Raw genomic sequence first — 22496 nt, 5'->3', positions numbered from 1 at the left:
ACCCGTCTAGTGGCTCCTCACCACTACACAGAATTAAATGCTTAGCATTACTCGACATGAGTTCAGCTTTTAACGTCTTTTCGTCTATGCAAGACGCACCAGCCATATACAGGCGATGTCTCACGCGTCATAGTTTCAACGTCGTAACCTGCCTCATCATGACAAATTGATCCTCTCACGACCTTGCTACCAACAATCACGTAAAACCGTCATATAAATTATCTCCTAATACTTTAGTATCTTCCTCGCGATTTCACCCTCGAGTCATTCATAGACGTCTCGGGATTAACTTACTTGGTGATAGCGAGAGATGACCGCTTGGCTCTTCCCCCCGCCATTCGGCACCAAAGCCCTCGTACTAGACACATTTTGCAATGTTCGTGCGAGTAGCTCCCCGCAGATCCGCTTTATCCAGCCGGTACAAGCCTTGAGATCAGGTTCATGGATTGATCTACACCAACCATGCTGATGCGGACGTCAAGCGGGCAGCACTCTGTCCACAGGAGCTTATGGAGTGAATTCTCATCCATAAGCCTGCCCAGACGCCTGACTAGCCTTGAAATCGAAGCGCAGCGGAACAACAGGCGAATCACGTTCGAAGGCTACGGTCTACACTAACCTCCTCAGAACTTCGCCCAAGAGTATCGAACCCCGGCTACCGCGAAATTTCCCAGAAAAAATCTCTGTGTCCATCGACACTGCTCACGGAAACGAGCGCCCTCTCTAGAACCTCGCCGGCGACAGCCGTTGTGCGTAGTCAGGCAGCGGGTTGCCATCGATCATGGCGCGGATCAACTCACCGGTCTGGGCGGACAGGGTCAACCCCAGGTGAGCGTGCCCGTAGGCCAGATACAGCCCTTCCCTGCCGGCCACGGGACCGACCACAGGCAAACCATCCGGGGTGGAATGACGAACGCCCATCCAGCGCTCGCTCAGCGTCAGAGAGCGACCGAACATGGCGTCTCCCCACCCCTTCAGGCGGTCCCAGCGGCGCTGGTCGGCACGCCGTTCCGGCGCGGTAAACTCGGTGGTGCCCGCCAGGCGCACACCGCCCTCCATCGGTGTGGCGTAAAAATGGTGGGCCAGCCAGCCCGCAGGTCGTGTCAGCGATACCGACGTGTCGAGCCGCACGTGGTAACCACGCTCGCTGACCACCGGCAGCGACATCCCCAGCCACTTCATCAACGCCTGGTTAGCCATGCCCGCGCACATGACCACCTGATCGGCATGGTGCTCCCCCAGAGCACTGACCAGACGCCACCCGCCATCGACACAAGGCGCCAGTCCCTCGATGCGCGCACGGTGCAATACCGCACCGGCGCGCTCCAGTCGGCGCCACAGGGTGCGACTGACGGTCAAGGGGTCCTTCAGGTGACGTGTGGAGGGAAAGAACAAGGCACCTTCCAGGCGCTCAGGGCTGAGCTCAGGCTCCAGGTCGCGAACGTCAGCGGCCGTCAGCGCGCGACAGTCGACGCCATCGGCCCGCTTGGCCTCGGCAGAGGCCTCGAGCGACTGAGACAGCGTATCCCCACGATACGCCAGCTGCAGGCAGCCGGTATCCGCGTACAGGCCCGGTGCGTCAAGCGATTCGAGCAAGCGGTGTTGCGCCTTGACGGCGTCCTGTATCAGCGCCACCAGATCCGCCTTGTGGCGGGCAAAGCGGGAGGGTGTGGCGGCCTGGATAAAACGCGGCCCAAAACTGGCCAGCCGCGACAGATAGCGGGGATCAATCGATAACGATGCGTCACGCCGGACCAGTTCCCTGGGCAGGGCCTTCAAGGTCTCGATACTGGCCATGGGCGAGGTCGCGTAGTTGGCAATCAGTCCTGCATTGCCAAGGGAGGTGCCCTCCCCCGGTGCTCCCGGATCGAAGAGCTGCACCTGGTAGCCGGCGTCAACGAGCGATCTCGTCACGGCCAGACCGACAATGCCTGCCCCCACAACGGCGATGGTGTTCATGCAATGTCTCCTTGGGGACACTGACGTCCGGCCCGTGGTTCAGGCCGGACGCGCATAGCGTGGATAGCGGGGATTCAGTTATCGCGGTAGAAGCGCCAGGAGGCGATCCCCACCCCTACCGCGGTAAGGATGCTGACGGCACTGACGGCATACAGGGCAAGAGCGTACAGGGTCATGGGAGTCTCCTTTATTGAGTCTTGGCGACGACGGGAGCATCGGGAGCCGAACGGAACAGCTGGTAGACCAGTACAAACACCGAGACATTGGCGATGACACCGGCGATCAGAGCGGTCAAGCCAGTAGCCGCCTGCAGGTCAAAGGGCCCCCACTTCCACAGGATCGTGACCGACGCGCCCGCCAGCATCGCCGCCACAGCTGAGCGGGTGCAGCGCAAGTTGAACAGCACGGCGAACACGAACGGCAGCAGAATGGTCGGCGCCCACAGCGCATAGCTGAGCAGCAGCGCATCGATGATCGAGGTCGCGTACAGAGCGAACACTACCGCACCCAGGCCGATCAACAGGTTGACCAGACGCTCGATCCACAGCCGCTTCTGCTCACTGACCGTGGGCTCGATGAAGGGCTTGTAGATATCACTGACGAAGATCACTGCGGCGGAGTTCAGGTAGGAGTCGGCGGTCGACATCACCACCGCCAATAGCGATGCCAGTACCAGCCCCGTAATGCCCACCGGCAGGGCATCACGAATCAGCGTCGGCATGGCCTGATCAGGTGAGATCGTTGGATAGAGCACCAACGCCACCAGCCCGATGGTGGCACTGACCAGATAGAACAGGAAACCGAAGCCACCGGCCACCGAATAGCCGATCCGTGCATGGCGGGAGTCCGGCGCCGACAGGGCTCGCTGGGTGTAGGGGGGAACCAGCGTTTCGCCCAGCAGGAAGGCGATGAAGATCGACAGGAACATGCCCAGCGAATAGTCACCCATCAGGCTGAAGTGGCCCTCCGGCAGGCGCTCGATCAATGCCTGAGGTCCCCCGAGGTCATGCAGCCCAATCAACATGGTGACCGGTAGGAAGATCGCCAACATCAGAAATTGCACTACATCGGTCTGGATGACCGCCCACATTCCACCGATGGTGGAATACACCAGCACCACGGCCATGCCGATCAAGATACCAGTGGCAACGTCGATGCCGAGTATGGCGTTGAACACGGTGCCCACGGCCAGGGCCTGAGCCCCTAGAATGCCGACGCAGAACACCAGCGAGAAGATCCCGGTAAACAGGCGAGCACTGGCGCCAAAGTGCTGGGCCATGATGTCGCCAACCGTATGGGCATTGACGTAGCGCTTGAGCCTGGGCGCGATAAACAGTCCGGCAAGCACCGTGGCAATGGGAAAGGCAGAAGCGGCGAACATGAAGGCATAGCCTTCATCAAAGGACTTGCCGGCACGGCCCATTGAGGCACCGCCACCAAGAAAGGACGCCGCCAAGGTGGCGAACAATACCGGCCAGATGATCTTGTTGCCGGCAACCGCAAAGTCAGCGCTGTCAGAGACTTTCTTGGCACTGCGATAGCCGATGTAGATCAGTATCGCGAAGTACAGCAGCAGTCCGCAGAGGTCGATCGGATTCATGCAACTACCCTCGTTATGGTTGTAGGGGGGTGGTGTCAGCTTCGACGACCCTTGTCATAAAAACAACTTTGATCTACCTATGAACCTATAGATAAAACTTAGACCATATCGCGTGCGCTTTAGCGGCCCTCGCCTCCCGCGGAAGAGCCCAAACCATGTCGCCGCGAACGACGCCGCAGACAGCACCGCAGACAGCACCGCAGACAGCAGTGCAAGCGAAGCCACATCGGCCCATGCCACATCGCGGCGAAGCCTGTCCTACACCACCCTACCCAGGAGTCCCTGAATGAAGCTGCGCTACCCTCTTCGTCAGCTGCAGATATTTCGCGAGGTCGTGCACACCGGCAGTCTCAGCAAGGCCGCACGACGACTCGATCTCAGCCAGCCGGCAGTGAGCTCCGCCATCGCCAACCTGGAGCAGGAGGCCGGCTTTCTACTGTTCCGTCGCAATAACTACGGCACCGAGCTGACGCCGGAGGCTCGCTACCTGATGGAGGGTGTCGACAGGGTGCTGGCGTCGGTGTCACATCTGGACGAGCTGGCCGAAGGTCTTCGCCAGGGCCGCGCCGGCAAGCTGATTGTCGGCTGCATGCCGGGACTCTCACCGAGCGCCCTGCCCCAGATCATGGCGGACTATCTCAGTGACTTTCCCGATACGCGGCTGTCCCTGCAGACCTTCAGCTCAGGCAAGATTCGCGACTGGGTGGCCGAAGGCCAATTCGATGTGGGCGTCATTGAACGTCAGGATGATCTCAGTGACCTGGAGGTCAAGCATCTGACCCTGCGCATGCATCTGGCGGTACCGGCGAACAGCCCATTGGCTACCGCCACCGTGGTCGGGGCCAAGGACCTTGACGGGATGCCGCTGATCACCCTGGACGAGCACCACCAGAGCACGCTCAAGCTGAAGCAGGCACTACGCCAGGCCGATGCCCGCTGGCATGTCGCCGCCGAGACACACCTGTTTCCGTCTGCCATCAGCCTGGTGCGCGCTGGCATCGGTCATGCGCTGGTGGACCCGGTTTCTGCCGCGGGCTTCCTGCTGCGCCGGGACTGTGACGTGGCCATCGTGCCCTTCGAGCCGGCCATCGACCTGGAGATCGCCATCATCACCCCGCGCTTTCATCCAAGCTCCCGTCAATGCCAGCGCTTCCTGCCCTATCTCGAGAAGGGGCTGGCCCACTGGCATAAGCGCGCCCTGGCGCCCCTTCACGCCTGAGCAGGGACACCGTGGCGTGCCGGAACGGTGCACACCGGGCTAAGCATATTCACCTGCTGCCGCCACAGGCCCGAATGATCAGATCCAGCGCCGGGACAATATCGTAGACCGGGCAGCGCGCCTCCCGGCGCACCACATCCGCAAAGGCGCTCAGGTCCGTGCACTCAAGCACGATGGCATCCAGCGTGGTCTTGCGCATCAGCCGTCGTGTGGCAGTCGCGACCTCTTCCGCCATCGCCGCCATGTCGAGATCATCACGCTGTCCCTCAAGGATCACCTGCCGAAACTCGCTCCCGTCCTGGAGACCTTCAAGCGCGGGAAGAGACCCTTGCCAGCCCGCTCCCAGGAAATGTTGCGCCTTCAATGCCCCTGCGTCGGCCGTCAGCACCCCCACCCGCCCAAGGCCCCCGTGCACGACGGCAAGCCAGGGCAACAAGGTCAGGCTGGAGAGCACCACCGGCACCGACACTGCCTCGGCGACCTGATCCTGATAACTCGCCATGAAGCCGCAGCTGCCCGCAATGGCGCACACCCCCTCCGCTTCCAGCTGCCGTGCCTGCTCAAGCAACAGGTCGCGCAAGGCGTCGCCGGGCGCGTGCAGCAGCCTGGGAATATCAACGCCCTCGAGCACGCGGTAGCGCACCGGATGGCGGAAGCTATCGGGATGGCGCAGGTGTCCCAGGGGCTTGGTAAAGGACGAATCCAGGCACAGCACCCCCAGCGGCGCCTCTTCTATATTGGCTCTCACAGGCCAGCTCCAGATGCATTCGATAGATGTATGGATGCCGTCGGCTCAGGGCAAAGCTCTGGCATCGATTCAGTACTGCCATAGCGCCATGGCGCCATCGATCACCAGCCCAGTGCCGATGATCATCAAGGTCAGCATCGCGACCCGTCGCAGCAGTTCAGCACTGCAGGGTGGTGGATAGCGGCGCCCTGCCCAGGTGGCCAGTGCCGCCGCTGGCAGGGTCCACAGCGCCAGCAGCCACACCTGAGCGTCGAGGCCGCCGCCGGCACCGACATACAGGGTGCGCACCCCGGAGGTCATGGCGAAACACGCGATCAACAGCAGACGAATCGTCTCGCGAGGCAACGGCTGGCGGTAGCAGTGGTAGATGACCGGCGGCCCCGGCATGCCGAACATGCCCCCCAGCAGACCCGTCATCGCACCGCTGACGGCGAAGCCGGCAGGAGCCGAGACCTGTGCGCGCGGACGGGGCCTGAGGCCAACGCTGAGACCTCCGTAAAACACCAGTGCCCCCAGCATCAGCATCAGTAGAGCTTCAGCGCTGACGCTCAGCCAGTTCAGCGCCCACACGCCAAGTCCGATGGACGGTACGATGCCAAGACCCAGCGCCAGCACGTGGCGCCCATCCAGGTGATGCAGTTTGCCAGGTAGCGCCACGGCGCTGTTGACCAGGGTAATCAGGCTGACAACGGCCACCAGGGTGGCAACGCTGACAAGTTCCAGACCGCTGGCCACTCCGATGATGATCATGCCGATACCAAAGCCAGCCACGGTATGCAGGTAGCCGGCCAGCAAGGTGATCGCTACCACCGCCGCAAGACTGGACAGCGCCATTCCCTCAGGAACCAGTGTCATCTCCCCTCCTTGGCCGTCCCCATACCGTTTACGCTACCGACAGGCGCTGGGCCTGGACGGTGGTCACCGCAATGACGTTGACGATATCTTGCTCACTGCAGCCTCGCGACAGGTCGTTGGCAGGCCGCGACAGTCCCTGCAGCAGCGGCCCGATGGCCTCGGCCCCGCCGATGCGTTCCGCCAGCTTGTAGCCGATGTTGCCTGCCTCAAGGTCTGGAAAGATCAGCACATTGGCATTGCCCTTGACCTTGGACTCCGGCAACTTGCGCTCGGCGATCTCCGCCACGATGGCAGCATCGAGCTGCACGTCTTCATCGATGGCCAGGCTCGGGCGCGCCTGCTTGACCCGACGCGCCGCCTCGACAACCTTGTCCACCGCCGCATGATGGGCACTGCCACTGGTAGAAAAGGACAGCATCGCTACCCTGGCCGGCTCGTCCAGCAGGGCTTCGGCGCTATCGGCAGCCGCCATGGCGATCTCGGACAGTGCCCCGGCATCCGGGTCCACCACCAAGCCGCAGTCAGAGAAGATCATGCCGCCCTTGAGGCTGTGGAACTCCTTGCACAGCATCATCAAGAAGAAGCTGGATACCAGGGTGGCGCCAGGGGCCATGCCGATCAACTGGATCGCGGCGCGAACCACATCGGCGGTGGTGTGGACGGCACCAGCCACGCTGCCGTCGGCAAGCCCGGCGCGCACCATCAGGTTGGCAAAGATCAACGGATCCCGCGCCCGTGTGGCGGCATCCTCAGGGGTCATGCCCTTCGCCCCTCGCAGCTCCAGCAGTAGCGCCACCAGACCCTCGGTGTGCTCGGAATCCGCGGGGTCAATCAGCTCTATGGCATCCAGCTCAAGCCCTTCGGCTTCGGCCCGGGACTGGATGACCTTATGCTCGCCCACCAGCTGAATGCGCGCGTAGCCTGCTGCGCTCGCTGTCAGGGCGGCCCTCAGCACTCGGGGGTCATCGCCTTCGCACAAGACGATGCGTTTCGGGTCCTGCCGGGCCATCTCACGAATATGGTTCAGCGCTTTCATCGCAACCGCTCTCCCAGGGGTAAAGGGGTCGACAGACTCGGTCGTGGCGCATCACGAACATGAAAAAAAGCCCTGGCACCAGGCCAGGGCAATGTCGTCATACCGGACGAGAGAGTCTTGCTTGGCGATCAGACTCCAGGGTCCGCCGCCTCCGGTATCAGACGTAGTCCTGGTACTTCTCGAGCAGACGGACCGGCTTCTTCAAGGCGTCGCGGCGGAAGGGGTCGCCCAGCTCGCGGGTACACATGATCTCGATGATGCAGGTCTTGCCTTCATTCATCTGCATGTCGACCGCTTTCTTCAGGGCCGGGCCTACATCTTCCAGGCGGTCCACGGTGATACCCTCGGCGCCCATGGCGCGGCCGATCTCGGCAAAGCTCTCGTTGTCGAGCTCACCGGCGACAAAGCGACGGTTATAGAAGTCGACCTGGTTCTTCTTCTCGGCACCCCACTGGCGGTTGTGGAACACCACGGCGGTCACCGGAATACCGTGACGCACGGCGGTCATGGTTTCCATCAGGCTCATGCCCCAGGCGCCGTCACCGGCGTAGGCAATGGCCGGACGATGAGGCGCAGCGGTCTTGGCTCCGATGATAGTGGGCAGCGCATAGCCGCAGTTACCAAAACTCATGGGGGCAAAGAAGCTGCGTGGCTTCTCGAAGCGCAGGTAGCTGTGGGCCACCGAATTGATGTTGCCGATATCGGTGGAGACCATGACATCTTCCGGCATGGCCTTTTCCAGCTCACGCAGGACCTGACGCGGATGCAGATACTCGCCGCCGGAGAAAGGCTTCTCGTCCTTGGCTTCTTCGATGGCATCCAGGCTGAACGGATCACGCTCGTGGGTCCACTCGTCGAGCTCTTTCTCCCAGGCTTCCTTCTCGGCCTTGATCTTGGCCAGGCGCTCATCCTTGGACGCATCGCAGGCCAGGTTGCGGCCTTCAAGGCGCTGGCTCAGTTCGATGGCAGCAGCCTTGGCATCGCCGCAGATGCCCACGGAGATCTTCTTCACCAGCCCCAGCATCTTGTGATCGGCATCGACCTGAATGATCTTGGCGTCCTTGGGCCAGTAGTCCATGCCATGCTGCGGCAAGGTGCCGAACGGGCCAAGGCGAGTGCCGAGGGCCAGCACCACGTCAGCCTGGGAGATCAGCTTCATACCCGCCTTGGAGCCCTGATACCCGAGCGGACCACACCACTGCGGATGACTGGCCGGGAAGGAGTCGTTGTGCTGGTAGCTGTTGACCACCGGTGCGCCAAGACGCTCGGCCAGGGCCCTGCACTGTTCCACCGCGTCGGCCATGACCACACCGCCACCGGAGACGATCACCGGGAACTTGGCCTCGGCCAGCAGCGCAGCCGCCTCATCCAGCGACTGGGCGCCACCGGGACCGCGATCGATACGCCGGGGCTCGGGAATCTCGGCTTCGATCTCGCCATAGAAATAGTCCCGCGGAATATTCAGCTGGGTCGGGCCAATTTCGGCCATGGCGCGATCGAAGCAGCGACCGGTGTACTCGGCCATGCGCGCAGGATGGGTCACATGGCCCTGGTACTTGGTGAACTCCTGGAACATCGGCAGCTGGTTGCACTCCTGGAATCCGCCCAGGCCGATGCCGGTGGTGCCGGTTTCCGGGGTGATCATGACCACCGGGCTATGGGCCCAGTAAGCCGCCGCGATGCCCGTCACACAGTTGGAAATACCGGGACCGTTCTGGCCGATGACCACGCCGTGGCGTCCAGAAACGCGAGCATAGCCGTCAGCCATATGGGCGGCACCCTGCTCGTGCACCACCGGAATCAGACGGATCCCGGCCGGGGCAAAGATATCCATGGCGTCCATGAAGGCCGAGCCCATGATGCCGAACATGTCGGTCACGTCGTTGGCAACGAGGGTTTCGACGAAGGCTTCCGAGGGCGTCATCTTCTGCTTGCCCTTCACAACCTGGCGGTTTTGGGTGTTGTCGTTGTGACTCATGGAGCTCCTCCAGGGAACAGAATGGGTGCTGGCGGCCTTGGCGGCCTGTGTCTTGGCTCGAGGCTCTGGATAGCCAAATCAAGCTTTTCGATACGATAAGTTCCGTTTTCTAGAACTTGAGGCAAAGGTAGCCGCCGAGTGGTGAGGAGTCAACACGAATTTCAAAAAACGGTACGAATTGCGTTCTTTTCAGAAACAGATAAACTTCACGGCATAGGGAGGCCTGCCATGACCACACTCGGCGCCGACACGCGCATCATTGAAGGCGATACCCCGGCTCAGCGCCTGCTGGCACTGCTCGAGGTCATCGCGGAGAAAGACCAGTACTTCACTCTGCAAAGCCTGGTAGATGAAACAGGACTGCCCAAGCCGACGCTGCATCGCATGCTTCAGCAGCTGGAGAACTCCGGCATGTTGCAGCGGGAGGCAGACAACCGTCACTACAGCAAGGGCTCTCGCCTACGCCGTCTGGCCGAAACGCTGCTGCTGAACGACACGGTCCAGGGGGCACGCCACGGGGTGCTGGCCGAGCTGGTAAGGGAGGTGGGAGAAAGCTGTAACATCACCGCCTTGTCCGGCAGCGAGGTGCTCTACCTGGATCGCGTCGAGACCTCTGCACCGCTGCGTTTCTACCTGCATCCAGGTTCACGGGTGCCGGCCCACTGCTCTGCCAGCGGCAAGCTGTTTCTGGCCCAGATGGGCGCATCCCAGCGACGGCGTCTGCTGGCCGATGCCACCCTGGAGGCCTTCACCCGCAACACCCTGACGGACATCGATGCCATCGAAGCCGAAATCGAACAGATCAAGCGTGACGGCTACGCCTTCGATGATGAGGAGTTTCTTCCAGGTCTGCTGTGCATCGCGGTGCTTGCCCCGAATCCGGCCGGGGTCTCCAATGTGGGATTGGCCATTCAGGCCCCGGTCATGCGTATGGACCGCCAGCGTGCTCTGGACTGCCTTCCCGCCCTGGAGCGCGCCGCAGCCGCCATTGCCCGCATCAATCAGGGCGCCTTGCCGGAGTCGGACGCCACCGGCGAGGACACCACAGAGCACCGACAACCGATAGCCTGATGGTGAGCGATGTCGGCTTTGAACAAGCCCGCCAGCAAGACGCTGGACACCCTAGATGGTGCCCAGCGTTGTGGGGCTAAGGCGTCAGTTGAAGAAGAAACTGACACAGCGAACAAAGCTGCTGCCGCCGCCGGTCACGCAGCGATGGCGAATCCAGCGATCACGCTTGGACAAGCCTTCGTAACGGGTCCACTGCCAGTACCCTGAAGCAAGATGCCAGGTATGCAAGTGCCTCCAGTTGCCGAAGGCATTCTTGTAATAGTGCAGGGTGGCTGCCGGTCCGTGGCATGCGCTGGTGACGCCGACAGAGTTGCGGCGCTTGTGATTGGAGGTCCAGCGATCCCGGTGATAGTAATGGGCAGCGGGATCGCACCACCACCAGGTGTTACTGGGAAACGACACCGTTTCGCAGTTGTGGTTGCGAAACAGGTCATAGCCATCCCCGGGCACGCAGTAGGACTGGCCGGGGCCGCCCCCCGAGGAGGGGCCGGCCCGGGCGATGTCCGGCGCAATCCCCAGTTCATCCAGGTCCACCTCGATGGCGTCCTCGACCCTCTCCACCGTACGATGCTTGAACGCCTTGCGCTCTACCGCAGGATTCAGCTCCAGCAGCATGTCGGGTACCGGGGCATCCTTGGGGGCAAGTCGCAGATAAAGTTCCAGCGCCGTCACGTCCCTCTCGGCAGCGAAGGTCGCGCCGGTGGCACGGTCGAGCTGTCCCAGCTCGCGCATGCCTACTTCAGGTTCCTTGCTGTCACCGCGCACCCCGACAAACTCGATGGTGTTGCCGTTGCTCAGCTCGACACGAGCCAGCGGCATGACGTCAGGTGATGCGCCGACCAGCGGCGCTCCGTCAGGCCCCAGGCCTGCGGCCGCCAGATCTTCAGGCGGCGTTGCTCCCTGCAGGCCCTGTTCGCCCGTCGATGTCTGCTCGCCCATCTTGGCCAGCAGCCATGTCGCCTGCTCAGGGTTTCGCCGTCCCCACTCCACCCATTGTCGTTCCAGCGCCTCCCACGACGGATCGCCGTGGTCACAGGCGCATGTCAGTGTCTCGTTCATGATCGACATCCTCGATCTGATGCGTCCACTTCATCGGCATCGTCATGCTTTTCAGCGGTGCCGACGATCCTGGTCTTGCGCAGGCCAAAGGAGGAATACGCGCCAAGCGAAAAGTAAGAGCTCTTCGGGCCATCGCCATCGCAATATGGGTGACGCTTGTGGGGCCGCCGCTGGACTCACACTCATTCCCGCTCAACCCCGCTCATCCCCCTCCACGGCCTCATTGAGCATGATCAAAGTTTGCTTTGGTCGCCAGCCGGACCCTGCCCAGTGCCCTGCCCCGAACGACGAAGCAGCTGATAACTCAACGGAAATCCCTGCTAGACCGATAGGCAGGATAAAAAGCACCAGATGGAATAACCGTGCCTGAATCACTGCGCACGGTCGGTCGCCATGGGCCTCTGCGGTGCCTGTGGCCACTGGTCGTCGAACCGCTTTGACCGTATGCTGTGAAGAATAATGAGCACCGGAGCATCGTCGACCGGTGCCGCTACCGGAGGCTCCCTGCGCCCCGGCTTGTTCAACGCCCACTCAAAGGATGTGCCTCATGCCTGGCCTGCTCCCAGACGTAGATCCCGATGGCCTGCTGGAATTTTCCGTGGTCTACACCGACCGCGCCCTGAACCATATGTCGCAGAGTTTTCAAGGCGTGATGCGCGACATCTCGACCACCTTGAAACAGGTATACAACGCGCATAGTGCCGTGATTGTGCCCGGTAGCGGGACCTTCGGCATGGAAGCGGTGGCACGCCAGTTTGCCCAGAACCGCAGCGCTCTGGTCCTCCGCAATGGCTGGTTCAGCTATCGCTGGCATCAGATTCTGGAGATGGGCAACATCCCGGCAGAGCTCAACGTGCAAAAGGCCCGTCGCCTCGACGACAACGACCCTACCTCACCGTTTGCACCGGCCCCGATCGAAGACGTCGAGCAAGCCATCGAGCGGATGCAGCCCGATATCGTCTTCGCACCACACGTGGAAACATCGTCAGGCATGATCCTGCCGGATGACTACATTCGGCGCGTCGCCGACGCGGTGCACGCCTACGGCGGCCTGATGGTGCTGGACTGCATCGCCTCTGGAACGGTGTGGGTGGATATGGAAGCCACCGGGGTCGACCTGCTCATCAGCGCGCCTCAAAAGGGCTGGAGTGGCTCCCCCTGCTGCGCCATGGTCATGCTCTCTGCCCAGGCGCGGGAAATCATCGAGGAGACCCAGAGCACCAGCTTTGCGGCAGACCTGAAGAAATGGCTGACCATCATGGAGGCCTACGAAAAGGGCGGCCATGCCTACCACGCCACCATGCCGACGGACAGCCTGCGAGGCCTGCGCGAGATCATGCGCGAGACCGACGCCTATGGCTACGACAAGGTCAAGCAAGAACAGTGGGCCCTGGGCAAGAGCGTTCGCGCGCTGCTGGCCGAGTATGGTTTCAAGAGTGTTGCTGCCAACGGCTTCGAGGCTCCCGGCGTCGTCGTCTGCTACCACGATGACCCGGCCCTGGTCAGTAAATTTGCCGGCGCTGGCCTTCAGGTAGCGGCTGGCGTGCCTCTGATGTGCGATGAAGGCGACGACTTCCAGACCTTCCGTATCGGCCTGTTTGGCCTCGACAAGCTGCACCGGCCCGAGCGCAGCATCGCCAGCCTGCGGCAGGCCCTCGACAGCATCAAGGGATAGGGCTTGGCCCACGGGTCAGCCATCGCTCATCTTTTGGCTTTCCCGACAGGACAACGCAAGAGGGCAATGCAAGAGGGCGACGCCGCCGCGTCGCCCTCTTGATGGTACTCGCTATTGTGCTCACTGCGGTCTTGCACGGGTTGACTCTCAGCCGATCAACGACAGGATGATGCGCTCGCCGTAGCCCCACAGCAGTACTGTCATGCCAAGCAGCGCTTCCAGCACCAGCACACCGACGGCGAGGGTGGTGCTCGAGACCACGAAGCCTTCCTTCCGGCTGATGTCGAGGAAGGAGGGAATCCCCAGATACAGCAGATAGGCGGTGTAACACAGGCCAATCACCCCGGCCAACAGACACAGCCAGATGATCGGATAGACCGCGACGATGCCGCTCAGGAACATCGGTGTCGCCACATAGCCGGCAAAGATGATGCACTGGCTTTGGCTTGGGGTCTTGGGAAAGCGCTTGGCCGAGTAGCGTATCGTCTTGCCGACGATGTACACCGCCGCCAGTATCACGATGTAGAACGCGATACCCGCCCCCAACGCATCCAGGTAACTGAGCTTGATGGTGGTACCACCTCCAAGACTCCAACCCACCTGCGTCGTACCAATGTACGAACAGATCACCGGTATGGCGGCCAGCAACAGGACGTGATGCGCATACAGATGCGTTATCGTCTCCCTCTCTTCTTTGATCTGTCTCCATTCGCGATTCGGATGGGCCATCAATCCCCAGACATGTGTCAGCATACTGACTCCCCCCTGCTACCGCTGAAATGAGCCCCGGCATCGGTGCTCGATCCACGGGTCTCCGTTGTCCATAACTTGCAGTATAGAACCGAATTTTCGGTTCGCTACCCGATCAAAGGTACATCCTGTACACATACTGTACAAGTTGTGGCTAATATTTTTCTTCTTCCATCAACGACAATGCCCCGCATCACTGATGTGATGCGGGGCATTGAGACGTACATAAGGACCGGTGTCAGCCCTTGGCTCAGAGGATCGCTCTAGCCAGCCAGCGAGGTCCACATGGGCGTGCTGGGCATCAGCGTAGCGTCTAGTGACATCATCAGACTCAGCGCCGTAATGGTCAGGATCGAGATGCCGAACACCTGCCTGGCCCAGCGCACGTTGTCGTCCGTGCGGTAGCCCTTGGCCGCGATATACAGCCAATAGACCCCCAGCACCAGTGCCACGATGAAGTAGCCAGGCCCGGCATAGCCGGCAAGACTCAACGACAGCGCCGCGCCGATGAACGCCAGGATATAGCCAAGAATGTGGTGCTTGGCTGTACCGATACCGCGAACTACCGGCAGTACCGGAATATTGGCCGCCTTGTAGTCTTCCATGCGGAAGATCGCAATCGCATAGGAATGCGGCATCTGCCACAGACTGAAGATCACCAGCAGCGTCAGGGCGCCGGTATCGAAGCTACCGGTCACCGCGCAGTAGCCCACGACCGGCGGTACGGCCCCGGACAGGCTGCCGACCAGGGTGCCGAATTCCGAATTACGCTTCATGTAGAGGCTGTACGCTCCTACATAGATAACGAAGCCGAAAGCGGCAAGACCGACCGTCAGCGCATTGGTCCCCAACGCCAGCAGGCCGAACCCGGCCAGACCCAGCAAGGTGGCAAAACGCAGCGTGGCCGCCTCGCTCACCCGCCCCTGAACCAGGGGTCGGGTGCGGGTGCGCTCCATCAAGGCGTCGATGTCCTTGTCGATAACGTTGTTGTAGGCACAGCCCGAGGCAATGACCAGGGCCAGGCCCAGCAACGCTGACAGAAACACCACCACATCGAACTGGCCCTGGGCGGCCAGGAAGTAGCCGCCCAGTACCGAGATCACGTTGCCGCCGATAATGCCCGGCTTGGTGATCGTGAGGTAGTCCTTAAGAGTGTCCCTGAACATCATGGGTGTCGGCGTCAGCCGATCATCATGTTGTGATGCAGGTGGTACATGATCCATAGGGAACCTCCGATGACCAGAACCAGGATCGCCACGGTGAAGACGAAGGACATGAAGTTCCAGCCTTCATCAGCCTTGGTGTTCATGTGCATGAACAGCACGAGCTGCACCAGCACCTGAGCCACCGCGGTACCGACGATCAGGATCAGGGTCGCCCCGGTGTCGAAAGCACCGGTCATCACCGCCCCGAAGGGGATGATAGTCAGCACGATGGACAGGATCAGGCCAATCACATAGGACTTGACGCTGCCATGGCTGTGATGGTCGTTGGCGTGTCCGCTCATATCACAGGACTCCCATCAGGTAGACGAAGGAGAAGACGCAGATCCAGACGATATCCAGGAAGTGCCAGAACAGGCTCAAGCACATGATGCGCGGGCGCACCATATCGTCGAGACCGCGCTGCTTCACCTGAATCAGCATCACCAGAATCCAGATCAGACCGAAGGTCACGTGCAGACCGTGGGTACCGACCAGGGTGAAGAAGGCGGACAGGAAGCCCGACCGATCAGGACCGTAGCCGATATGGATCAGGTGAGCGAACTCGTAGATCTCCATGCCCACGAAGGCCGCGCCCAGCAGGAAGGTGATCCCCAGCCACTTCAGCACTTTCTGGGTCTGGTTGGCGTTCATGGCCAGTACGGCCATGCCGTACGTGAAGCTCGAGAACAGCAGCAGGAAGGTTTCGACCAGAATGAACGGGAGCTCGAAGATCTCGCCCGGCGTCGGACCATCCGCCGTGCCCCGAAGGAGCACGGCATAAGTGGCGAACAGTGATCCGAAGATCACCAGGTCGCTCATCAGGTAGACCCAGAAACCGAAGACCTTGGTGCCCGCGGCATCGTGATGATCGTGGTCGTGATCATGGTCATGCCCGGAGGCATGACCTTGCTGATTGAGTGTATCGGTAGCCATGGTTATGCCTGCATCTCCACACGGTTCTGGTGTTCGCGCTCAATACGCTCGACTTCCGCAGCGGGCACGTAATAGTCGACGTCAGTGTTGAAGACACGCGCGATGAAGGTAGCGAACATGCCCAGTGCGGCCACGATGGCCAGCCACCAGATATGCCACACCAGAGCGAAGCCGAAGACCGCGGAAATCAGACCGATCACCGGACCTTCCCAGGTGTACTTGGGCATGTGAATGTCCTTGTACGGCCCTTTGGACACGCCAGCCTTGCCACCGTTGGCCTGCTTCTGGTTCCAGAAGTCATCGATGTCCTTGATCTCCGGCAGATGCGCGAAGTTGTAGAACGGCGCCGGAGAGGAAGTTGCCCACTCCAGGGTACGCCCGTCCCAAGGATCCCCGGTGACGTCCTGGTTCTTCTTGCGATCACGGATGCTGACGTAGAACTGGATCACGGTGCAGGCAATGCCACACAGGATCAGCACGGCGCCGACCCAGGCGATGATCATCCAGGGCTGCCAGGCACCATTGTCATAGGACTGCATGCGACGCACGGCGCCGAAGAAGCTCAGCACGTACAGCGGCATGAAGGCGACATAGAAGCCGGTAATCCAGAACCAGAAGGAGCGCTTGCCCCACTTCTCGTCGAGCATGAAGCCGAAGGCCTTCGGGAACCAGTAGGTCAGACCCGCCAGCATACCGAACACCACGCCACCGATGATGACGTTGTGGAAGTGCGCGATAACGAACAGGCTGTTGTGCAGCACAAAGTTGGCCGCAGGCACCGACAGCATCACACCGGTCATGCCACCCAGGGTAAAGGTGATGATGAAGCCGATGGTCCACAGCACCGGGGAGGTGAACTCCAGGCGACCGCGGTACATGGTGAACAGCCAGTTGAACACCTTCACCCCTGTGGGGATGGCGATGATCATCGTCATGATGCCAAAGAAGGCGTTGACGTTGGCCCCTGCTCCCATGGTGAAGAAGTGGTGCAGCCAAACGATGAACGACAGGAAGGTGATGGCGATGGTTGCCCACACCATGGTGCCGTATCCAAACAGACGCTTGCGCGCAAAGGTCGCGATCACCTCGGAGAACACACCGAAGGCCGGCAGGATAAGGATGTACACCTCAGGATGGCCCCAGGCCCAGATGAGGTTGACGTACATCATCATGTTGCCGCCAAAGTCGTTCGTGAAGAAGTGCGTCCCCAGGTAACGATCCAGCGTCAGCATCGCGATGGTGGCGGTCAGAATCGGGAAAGACGCGATGATCAGCACGTTGGCGCACAGCGACGTCCAGGTGAAGATGGGCATGCGGAACAGGGTCATGCCCTTGGTACGCATCTTCAGGATGGTGACGAAGAAGTTGATGCCCGTCAGGGTCGTGCCGATCCCGGATATCTGCAATGCCCATATCCAGTAATCCACGCCGACGCTTGGACTGTACTCTATCCCCGATAATGGCGCGTAGGCCAACCACCCGGTCGCGGCAAACTCACCCACCACCAGCGATACGTTGACCAGAATGACGCCGGCAACGAACAGCCAGAAGCTGAGGTTGTTCAGGAACGGGAAGGCCACGTCGCGAGCACCGATCTGCAGCGGCACCACCAGGTTCATCAGGCCGATGACCATGGGCATGGCGACGAAGAAGATCATGATCACACCATGCGCGGTGAAGATCTGATCATAGTGGTGAGGCGGTAGATACCCCTCGGCCCCGGCAGATGCCATGGCCAGCTGGGTCCGCATCATGATGGCGTCGGCGAAGCCGCGAATCAGCATCACCAGGGCCACCAGGAAATACATGATGCCCAGTTTCTTGTGGTCGACGGAGGTGATCCATTCGCGCCACAGATAGCCCCACTTCTTGAAGTAGGTCAGACCGCCCACGACGGCAATGCCGCCCAGAGCAATACCGATCGCCACCACCATGATGATGGGTTCCTGGATCGGAATCGAATCTAACGTCAGTTTTCCAAACATGATTTACTCCGCTGCCTCCGCGCTGCTGGACTCACCATGCGACTCGCCATGGGACTCGTCCTCATCGCCGTGACCACCTGCGCCATGACCATGAACAACGCCGCCGTAGGTCTCGACGAACTCGGCGTGCTTGCCGCCCGCCAGGAAGCTCTTGATGATGCGCTCGTAGAGCGCCGGGGTGATCTCGGAGAAGTACTCGACCTCGTTGTCCTCGCTGGGCGTGGCCAGGTCGTAGTATTCCTCTGGGAAGGTCAGCGTCTGAGAGGATGAACGTACCTTCTCGACCCACTCCTCGAAGTCTGCTTCAGAGCCCACGTGGGCATCGAAGGTCATCCCGGAGAAACCTGCACCACTGTAGTTGGTGGAGCGGCCGGGGTAGACGCCCTGCTCTTCGGCGATCAGGTGGACATCGTTATCCATACCCGCCATGGCATAGATCTGACTGCCCAGGCGCGGAATGAAGAAGGCATTCATCACCGAACCCGACGTCACCCGGAAGCGCACGGGGGTATCTTCGGGGAAGGCCAGCTCATTGACCGTGGCAATGCCCTGTTCCGGATAGATGAACAGCCATTTCCAGTCCAGCGATACTGCCTGGATTTCCATGGGTTCATTCTGACCTTCCTTGGCCTCGAGGGTCCTGTGCGGGTCGAGGCTATGGGAGGTGTACCAGGTCAGCAGCGCCAGGAAGACGATGATGACGCAGGGAATAAACCAGACGATGGCCTCAATCTTGGTGGAATGAGCCCAGTCCGGTGAATAGGTGGCATCGGTGTTGCCACGGCGGTAACGCCAGGCAAACCAAAGAGTGAGTACGATGACCGGAATCACCACGATCTGCATCAGACCGAAGGCGGTGAGGATCAAGGTACGCTGTTCACGGCCGATCTCCCCTTTCGGGTCGAGCAGCGCCGACTCACAGCCCGCCAACAGCAGGGGCAGCGCCAGCAACAGCACTAGGCCGAGCACGCGCAGGTACGACTTTCTTCTCATGTAGCAACCTCGTCAGGGCGGCGGAAGACCATAGGTAGCGAGCCCAGGCTCGCAGGACATGCAGGCCCGACGAGGAGAGACATTGCATGCATCTTTCACAAAAGCTGCATGAAATGTGCCGATCCGCAATCGAAACCCGCAGAAACTCGCGCTCCCCACTCATCCGAGTACCACGACACGAGATCGTTACGAGGACAAAAAAGGAGATGGAACGCGACCGGTGCGTATTGTCGACAGCAGAGCCCGACTTGAGAAGCGACGATTTGCCGCAGGGTGTCGCACCTTTCCTTGATGCAGTTCAGGGTCATGTCTCGAGGCCACGGCCTTCGGGCCATAGCCTTGACGAGGATCACAGAGGATGCGACCTCACGTCACAGGCCTCAAGGTGCCCGCGTAGGAAGGCGAGAGAGAACGCGCGCAAGAAGGCGAGTGAGAAGCCGAGTGAGAAGCCGAGAGCCAAGGCCAGCGAGGGCGAGAGAGAAAGGCTGCCACGAAGACCAACGCGCGTGACCGCAAGGTGCCGTGCAAGTGACAGCGGAAAGGCGTTAATGGTTCCACCACGGCGGACAGCTGTCATCAGGGAGGCCATCTGACGGGACCCGCTGTCCGATGCCCTTTGGCCCTGACTCTTACCCCTACCTTTCCCTTTCCCTTTCCCCTTACCCTCACTCTCGCACTCGCACTCGCACTCGTACTTGGTACTGGGTACTGGGTACTGGGTACTGGGTACTGGGTACTGGGTACTGGGTACTGGGTACTGGGTACTGGGTACTGGGTACTTGCCGAGTGCCACCTGCGGCACACTAAGCCGGCAACTACCAGTCCCAAGACTGGCGGCAGCGGGTGCCGTTGGCTGGCGAAGGCGTCGACGCTGCGTGGTGGAGCATGGAGGATCAGCGCGGGCTGTCGACTCGCGCCGCGATCTCCGGGGATGCCGACGCTGCGGCAGCAGCTTCCCCGTGGGTGACGATGATATCGGCATCGGACAACGTCCCGAAGAAAGCCGGGCGCAGAACGCCCCACTTGCTGTCATCGAACACTAGAATGCGCTGGGCCGCCGTCTCGATGGCCGCCTGCTTGGGAATGATTTCATGAAAGTGAAAGCAGCTGAGCCCCCGCTCGAGGTGCACGCCGGCGGCCGACAGAAAGGCGCGATTGATGCCTAGGCTGCGTATCTGACGGGCCACATCCTCACCATCGAAGGATTGCGAGACGCCCTGATAGAGGCCTCCCAGCAGAATCAGCCTGACGCCGTCGAGGTGGCTGACCGCGTTGGCCACGTTCAAGGCATAGGTGACCACGGTCAGATGGCGGCGTTGTCCCAGCTCGGCCACCATAGGTACCAAGGTGGTGCCACAGTCAATAAACAGGGTATCGCCATCCTGGACGTAGCTGCTGGCACGCTGGCAAAGCCGGGTCTTGATATCGACACCGCGATCCCGCTGGGTCTCCAGGTCGTATACGGGAGAAAAGTGAGGATCGTCACGACGCACCAGATGCCCGCCCATCAACATCAAGGGGCTGCCCTTGGAGGAGACGTCTCGACGCAACGTCATTTCCGAAACGCCACACAGCATGGCCGCGTCGGCCAGGCGAAGGCTTCCACCGCCAGCCAGCGCCTGTAGCAAGCGCTCCTGCCGTTGCACACTACGTTGATTCATTACGTTTGCCCCCGCGCGGACCGTCATCGTGCCCTTCTGTTATGGTTTTTCAATAAGCATGCACTGAACTACAGGGTTCAGCCAGCGATCGGCGTTGAAGAAAACGCCACTGCACAAATGTTAATTTTCTCACATTAAATGTTAACATGATCCCATTGACAGCCAGATCGCTGCAGCGACGCCTGGCCAATCCATCATCATGCATCGCGAACTTCTGGACTCAGGTGCGGCAAGCGGTGACCCAGGTCATTTCTTCGCCCCCATGGCAATGGCATGCCAGGGCCCTTCAGGGTACTCATGACCTGCATCTGTCTCAGCGGCAAACACACGCCCGTGACGGCCGGTGCGATGATCTACTCTCTATGGAAGGCTCGAGAGTTAGGACAACGACCGCTCCTTTCCATCGCGCTGTCCAAGTCACATTTTCCAAGGCGTAAACACCTATGACATTGCTCATGAGCCTGGTCGGCATGGTCACGCTGATTGCCATCGCCATTGCGTTCTCCCACAACCGTCGTGCCATCCGGCTGAGAACCGTCGGTGGCGCTTTCCTTATCCAGGCAGGCCTCGGTGCCTTCGTGCTGTATGTCCCTGTGGGTCAGAAGGTGCTGAAGACGGTATCCGACGCCGTTAGCCAGGTGGTGTTGTACGCCAATGACGGCATCGCCTTCCTGTTCGGCGGGCTCGCCAACGTGGACAGCGTGGGCTTCGTGTTCGCGGTCAAGGTGCTGCCGGTCATCATCTTCTTCTCGTCATTGACCGCGGTTCTCTACTATCTCGGCATCATGCAGTGGGTCGTCCGGCTACTGGGCGGTGCGCTGCAGAAGCTCTTGGGCACCTCACGCACTGAGTCGCTGTCCGCTACCGCCAATATCTTTGTCGGCCAGACGGAAGCGCCGCTGGTGGTCCGCCCCTTCATTGCCCACATGACAACGTCTCAGCTGTTTGCCGTCATGTGCGGTGGACTGGCCTCGGTCGCGGGCTCCGTGCTCGCCGGCTATGCCGCGCTTGGCATTCCAATGGAATACCTGGTGGCCGCCTCCTTCATGGCCGCCCCAGGCGGCCTGCTGTTTGCCAAGCTGATCATGCCCGAGACAGATCCCAATGCGGACAAGGCGGACAGCGTGTCCGACGTCATCGAAGAAGACGACAAGCCCGCCAACGTGCTTGACGCTGCTGCCGGTGGTGCCTCGTCCGGCTTGCAGCTGGCCGCCAACGTGGGGGCCATGCTGCTGGCCTTCATCGGCTTGATTGCCCTGCTCAACGGCATCCTGGGTGGTGTCGGTGGCTGGTTCGGGATGAGCAGTCTGAGCCTCGAGATGATCCTTGGCTGGCTGTTCTCTCCGCTGGCCTTCCTGCTGGGAATTCCCTGGGAGGAAGCGACGCTGGCAGGCTCCTTTATCGGCCAGAAGCTGGTGGTCAACGAGTTCGTTGCCTTCATCAACCTCGCGCCATACATCGACGGCGAGCAAATGGTCGCTGCCACCGGCGAGGCCATGAGTGGCCACACGGCGGCGGTACTGTCCTTCGCGTTGTGCGGTTTCGCCAACCTGTCCTCCATCGCCATTCTGCTAGGGGGCCTGGGCAGCATCGCGCCCAGTCGGCGGCACGATATCGCCCGCCTGGGCCTGAAGGCCGTCCTCGCCGGCACCCTCTCCAACCTGATGTCGGCCTGCATCGCCGGCTTCTTCATGACGTTGGGCGCCTGACGCCTGGCGGATCCTCTCCCTTCATTCATGCCCCGACCGCCGCGATGGCGGTCCTGGTGG

At 60.9% G+C, this 22496-nt stretch carries 18 protein-coding genes; 4 read left to right on the top strand and 14 right to left on the bottom strand.

The window, feature by feature from the left end; translation table 11 throughout:
- Positions 1–723: 723 nt before the first annotated feature.
- Positions 724–1959 (bottom strand): NAD(P)/FAD-dependent oxidoreductase, encoded by a 1236-nt coding sequence (locus KUV41_RS08655; RefSeq protein ID WP_222485596.1) that lies wholly within the window; start codon positions 1957–1959, stop codon positions 724–726.
- Positions 1960–2146: 187 nt separating this feature from the next.
- Entirely contained in the window at positions 2147–3559 is a 1413-nt protein-coding gene (locus KUV41_RS08650) for a sodium:solute symporter (protein WP_206942815.1), read from the bottom strand.
- 286 nt (positions 3560–3845) lie between these two features.
- On the opposite strand from KUV41_RS08650, the gene KUV41_RS08645 reads away from it, so the two are divergent.
- Positions 3846–4778 (top strand): LysR family transcriptional regulator, encoded by a 933-nt coding sequence (locus KUV41_RS08645; RefSeq protein ID WP_206942817.1) that lies wholly within the window; start codon positions 3846–3848, stop codon positions 4776–4778.
- 49 nt (positions 4779–4827) lie between these two features.
- On the opposite strand, the gene KUV41_RS08640 is transcribed toward KUV41_RS08645, so the two are convergent.
- From KUV41_RS08640 to xsc, 4 genes are all read right to left on the bottom strand, one after another.
- Positions 4828–5526 (bottom strand): aspartate/glutamate racemase family protein, encoded by a 699-nt coding sequence (locus KUV41_RS08640; RefSeq protein WP_222485594.1) that lies wholly within the window; start codon positions 5524–5526, stop codon positions 4828–4830.
- A gap of 69 nt (positions 5527–5595) precedes the next feature.
- Positions 5596–6381: a TSUP family transporter gene (locus KUV41_RS08635; protein ID WP_222485592.1), complete on the bottom strand. Its 786-nt coding sequence runs from the start codon at positions 6379–6381 to the stop codon at positions 5596–5598.
- Between the two features lie 28 nt (positions 6382–6409).
- Positions 6410–7417 carry a phosphate acetyltransferase gene (gene pta, locus KUV41_RS08630; protein WP_222485590.1) on the bottom strand — a complete coding sequence of 336 codons (1008 nt, stop codon included), beginning with the start codon at positions 7415–7417 and terminating at the stop codon, positions 6410–6412.
- Between the two features lie 157 nt (positions 7418–7574).
- Positions 7575–9395, bottom strand: a complete 1821-nt coding sequence (gene xsc / locus KUV41_RS08625; RefSeq protein ID WP_261395959.1) for a sulfoacetaldehyde acetyltransferase — start codon at positions 9393–9395, stop codon at positions 7575–7577.
- Between the two features lie 228 nt (positions 9396–9623).
- Here xsc and KUV41_RS08620 point away from each other — a divergent pair, with 228 nt between their 5' ends.
- Entirely contained in the window at positions 9624–10466 is an 843-nt protein-coding gene (locus KUV41_RS08620; RefSeq protein WP_222485588.1) for an IclR family transcriptional regulator, read from the top strand.
- A gap of 84 nt (positions 10467–10550) precedes the next feature.
- On the opposite strand, the gene KUV41_RS08615 is transcribed toward KUV41_RS08620, so the two are convergent.
- The gene (locus KUV41_RS08615) at positions 10551–11525 is read right to left on the bottom strand and encodes a hypothetical protein (protein WP_222485586.1); all 975 of its coding nucleotides are present in this window, start codon (positions 11523–11525) and stop codon (positions 10551–10553) included.
- Positions 11526–12072: 547 nt separating this feature from the next.
- Between KUV41_RS08615 and KUV41_RS08610 the strand changes: the two genes are divergently transcribed.
- The gene (locus KUV41_RS08610) at positions 12073–13200 is read left to right on the top strand and encodes an aminotransferase class V-fold PLP-dependent enzyme (RefSeq protein ID WP_206942829.1); all 1128 of its coding nucleotides are present in this window, start codon (positions 12073–12075) and stop codon (positions 13198–13200) included.
- A gap of 147 nt (positions 13201–13347) precedes the next feature.
- Here KUV41_RS08610 and KUV41_RS08605 read toward each other — a convergent pair whose 3' ends face one another.
- From KUV41_RS08605 to KUV41_RS08575, 7 genes are all read right to left on the bottom strand, one after another.
- Entirely contained in the window at positions 13348–13953 is a 606-nt protein-coding gene (locus KUV41_RS08605; protein WP_206942832.1) for a Yip1 family protein, read from the bottom strand.
- A gap of 260 nt (positions 13954–14213) precedes the next feature.
- On the bottom strand, positions 14214–15119 hold the full coding sequence (cyoE, locus tag KUV41_RS08600; RefSeq protein WP_261395958.1) for a heme o synthase: 906 nt from the start codon (positions 15117–15119) through the stop codon (positions 14214–14216).
- 11 nt (positions 15120–15130) lie between these two features.
- Complete coding sequence (gene cyoD / locus KUV41_RS08595) at positions 15131–15457, bottom strand: cytochrome o ubiquinol oxidase subunit IV (RefSeq protein ID WP_206942834.1); 327 nt, start codon at positions 15455–15457, stop codon at positions 15131–15133.
- 1 nt (position 15458) lies between these two features.
- On the bottom strand, positions 15459–16088 hold the full coding sequence (gene cyoC, locus KUV41_RS08590; protein ID WP_206942836.1) for a cytochrome o ubiquinol oxidase subunit III: 630 nt from the start codon (positions 16086–16088) through the stop codon (positions 15459–15461).
- Between the two features lie 2 nt (positions 16089–16090).
- Entirely contained in the window at positions 16091–18073 is a 1983-nt protein-coding gene (gene cyoB / locus KUV41_RS08585) for a cytochrome o ubiquinol oxidase subunit I (RefSeq protein WP_222485584.1), read from the bottom strand.
- A 3-nt stretch (positions 18074–18076) separates the two neighbouring features.
- Positions 18077–19066, bottom strand: coding sequence for a ubiquinol oxidase subunit II (cyoA, locus tag KUV41_RS08580; protein WP_222485582.1), 990 nt, complete (start codon positions 19064–19066; stop codon positions 18077–18079).
- A gap of 893 nt (positions 19067–19959) precedes the next feature.
- Positions 19960–20727, bottom strand: coding sequence for a DeoR/GlpR family DNA-binding transcription regulator (locus tag KUV41_RS08575; protein WP_222485580.1), 768 nt, complete (start codon positions 20725–20727; stop codon positions 19960–19962).
- Positions 20728–21170: 443 nt separating this feature from the next.
- Between KUV41_RS08575 and KUV41_RS08570 the strand changes: the two genes are divergently transcribed.
- Positions 21171–22436: a NupC/NupG family nucleoside CNT transporter gene (locus KUV41_RS08570; protein WP_222485578.1), complete on the top strand. Its 1266-nt coding sequence runs from the start codon at positions 21171–21173 to the stop codon at positions 22434–22436.
- Positions 22437–22496: the final 60 nt, after the last annotated feature.

It is taken from the genome of Halomonas sp. DP8Y7-1 (assembly GCF_019801685.1).
Lineage (GTDB): Bacteria > Pseudomonadota > Gammaproteobacteria > Pseudomonadales > Halomonadaceae > Halomonas > Halomonas litopenaei_A.
This window is presented reverse-complemented; position numbering and strand designations above follow the sequence as displayed.